2 protein-coding genes are annotated in these 2967 nt (G+C 63.5%); both read right to left on the bottom strand.

The annotated features are described in order from the left end of the window. Nucleotides 1–128 precede the first annotated feature (128 nt). Nucleotides 129–1418: an L-rhamnose catabolism isomerase gene (rhaI, locus tag EN969_RS24560; RefSeq protein WP_063170035.1), complete on the bottom strand. Its 1290-nt coding sequence runs from the start codon at nucleotides 1416–1418 to the stop codon at nucleotides 129–131. Nucleotides 1419–1430: 12 nt separating this feature from the next. Next, nucleotides 1431–2967 (bottom strand): bifunctional rhamnulose-1-phosphate aldolase/short-chain dehydrogenase (locus EN969_RS24565; RefSeq protein ID WP_127419467.1); only part of this gene is annotated, 1537 nt, incomplete at its 5' end.

Below are 2967 nucleotides of genomic sequence, written 5' to 3' on the forward strand. Positions count from 1 at the left end.
CTCTTCTCCCTGCGGGGGTGAGGCGTGGTCCGCGCAGCGGGCGAAAAGCCAACTGCTTGGCTTTTCGAACAACGAACGCCCGGAGGGCGGTGGCCGCAAAGCGGCCGGATGAGGGGGCCGGCTCGGCCTCAGACAATGCCGCCCGAACCGCCAGCGACTGCAGGGCGTTCCGCTGCAACCTTGGCGCGGTAACCCGCCGCTCGATAGGCGGCGACCGGGTCGATGGCGCCGCCGGTCTTCAGCCGCGCCATGGCGAGGATCGGCTCGACATCGGTGCGGTAGGCCGCTTTCAGCGTCTGCGTCGCCATCAGCGCGTCATTGCTATCCTGAAAATCTTCCAACGCCTTGCGGTCGACCAGCAGCGCCTGCGCATAGGCGCGCTGCACCTCGACCGCCGATAGCATCAGGCTTTCGATCGGATCGGTGACGTTGTGGCTCTGGTCGAGCATGTGGGCCGGGTCGAACCCCTCGGCGCCGGAAAGTTCGGCGTCGACCAGTTCGTTGAAGACGAGAAACAGCCGGTAAGGATCGATCGAACCGGCATCGAGATCGTCGTCGCCATATTTCGAATCGTTGAAGTGGAAGCCGCCGAGTTTTTTGAACTGGATCAGCCGCGACACGATCATCTCGATGTTGACGTTTGGGGCATGGTGGCCGAGGTCGACGAGACAGAACGCCTTGTCGCCCAGCTCCTGCGCGATCATGTAGTTGGTGCCCCAGTCCTGCACGACGGTGGAATAGAAGGCCGGCTCGTACATCTTGTGCTCGCTGAACAGCTTCCAGTCGGCGGGCAGTCCGGCGTAGACCTCTTTCATGGCGTCGAGATAGCGCTCGAATGCCTTGGCGAAATTGACCTGGCCGGGAAAGTTCGAACCGTCGCCGATCCACACCGTCAGCGCCTTGGAGCCGAGCGTCTTGCCGATCTCGATGCATTCGAGATTGTGCTCGACCGCTTGCCGGCGCGTGCCGGCGTCGGCATGCGACAGCGAGCCGAATTTGTAGGAGAGCTTCTGGTCCTTGGCGTCGGAAAAGGTGTTGGAGTTCATGGCGTCGAAGCCGAGGCCAAAGCGCGAGGCCGCTTGCTTCAGCCGGTTCGGATCGGCCTTGTCCCACGGAATGTGCAGGGAAACGGTCGGCGTCGCCTGCGTCAATTGCTGGATGACGGCGCAATCCTCGATCTTGTCGAAGATATCGCGTGGCTCGCCGGCACCGGGAAAGCGGGCAAAGCGCGTGCCGCCGGTGCCGACGCCCCAGGACGGGATCGCCACCGCGAATTTCTCGACCTTGTCTCTGATAGCGTCGATGGCGATGCCGCGACGGTCGAGCCGCTCGCCGAGCGAGGCGTAGTCGCGCTCGAGGTTTGCCTTGCGCGCGGCGTTGTCCTTGTCGACGAGGTCGGCGGAGATGATGTGTTCCATCGTCCCCTCCGCTCAGCGCGTGAACGACTGGGCGTTGCCCGCGTCGACATTGATGATGTTGCCGGTCGACTTGGCCGACATGTCGGACGCCAGGAAATAGATCGCCTCTGCGATGTCTTCCGGGAAGACCGAGCGCTTCAGCATCGAACGCGAGCGATAGTGCTCCTCCAGATCGTCGGTCGACATCTTGTAGGCGGCGGCGCGCTGTTCCTTCCACTCGCCGGTCCAGATCTTCGAGCCGCGCAGCACCGCGTCCGGGTTGACGACATTGACCCTGATCTGCGCCTCCGCGCCCTCCAGCGCCAGGCAGCGGGCGAGATGGATCTCGGCAGCCTTGGCGGTGCAATAGGCGGCGGCGTTCGGCGATGCGGCAAGGCCGTTCTTGGAGGCGACGAAGACGACGTTGCCGCCAATCTTCTGCGCGCGGAACAGCCGGAACGCTTCCCGCGAGACCAGGAAATAACCGGTCGACAGGATGTCCATGTTCTTGTTCCACAGCGCCAGCGTCGTCTCCTCGATCGGCGCCGAGGAGGCCAGCCCTGCATTCGATACCAGAATGTCGATGCCGCCGAACTCGACCGCTGTCTCGGCAAAGCCCGAAATGACCTGCTCCTCCGAGGTGACATTGATCAGCACCGGCCGCACGAAGTCCCTGCCGTAGACTTTCGCCAGTTCGTCATTGGCGCTGGCCAGTGCTGTCTCGTCGATGTCGGCCAGCACCACGCAGGCGCCTTCGCGCAGCAGGCGGTTGGCCGTGGCGCGGCCGATGCCGCCGGCGCCACCCGTGACCAGGGCGATCTGGCCGGCAAGCGACTTCGGCTTCGGCATACGCTGCAGCTTCAGGTCTTCGAGCAGCCAGTACTCGATGTCGAAGGCTTCCTGTGCAGGCAGGCCGACATAAGACGACACGGTGGAGGCGCCGCGCATGACGTTGATGGCGTTGACATAGAATTCGCCCGAGATGCGCGCCGTCGCCTTGTCGCCGGCGAAGGTGAACATGCCGACGCCGGGCATCAGGTAGACGACGGCATTGGGATCGCGGATGGCGGGCGAGTCCGGATGCTTGCAGCTGTCGTAATAGGCCTGGTAGCCAACGCGATATTCGGCGATGTCGTCGGCAAGACGCGCGATGACGGCATCGACATCGGGCTTTGCCGGATCGAATTCGATGACCAGCGGGCGGATCTTGGTGCGCAGGAAATGGTCGGGGCATGAGGTGCCGAGTGCCGCCAGCGGGCGCAGATCCCTGGAGTTGACGAATTCGAGCACAGCAGTGGAATCGTCGAAATGGCCTGTTTTGTGGCTCCTTTCCGAGATCAGGCCGCGAATCCTCGGCATCAGTTTGGCCGCGATGGCACGGCGCTCAGTGGCGTCGAGCGACTTGACCGCTTCACCGCCGAAGATAGCGACACCCTCGGAGCGGCGCTCGAACCATTCGATCGCCTGGTTGATCACTGAGATCGTCGTCTCGTAGCATTCCCTGGGGGTGTCGCCCCAGGTGAACAGGCCGTGGCTTTCCAGGATGACGCACTTGGCGGCTGGGTGTTCG

The sequence above is a fragment of the Mesorhizobium sp. M7A.F.Ca.CA.003.01.2.1 genome, assembly GCF_003998945.1.
GTDB lineage: Bacteria > Pseudomonadota > Alphaproteobacteria > Rhizobiales > Rhizobiaceae > Mesorhizobium > Mesorhizobium ciceri.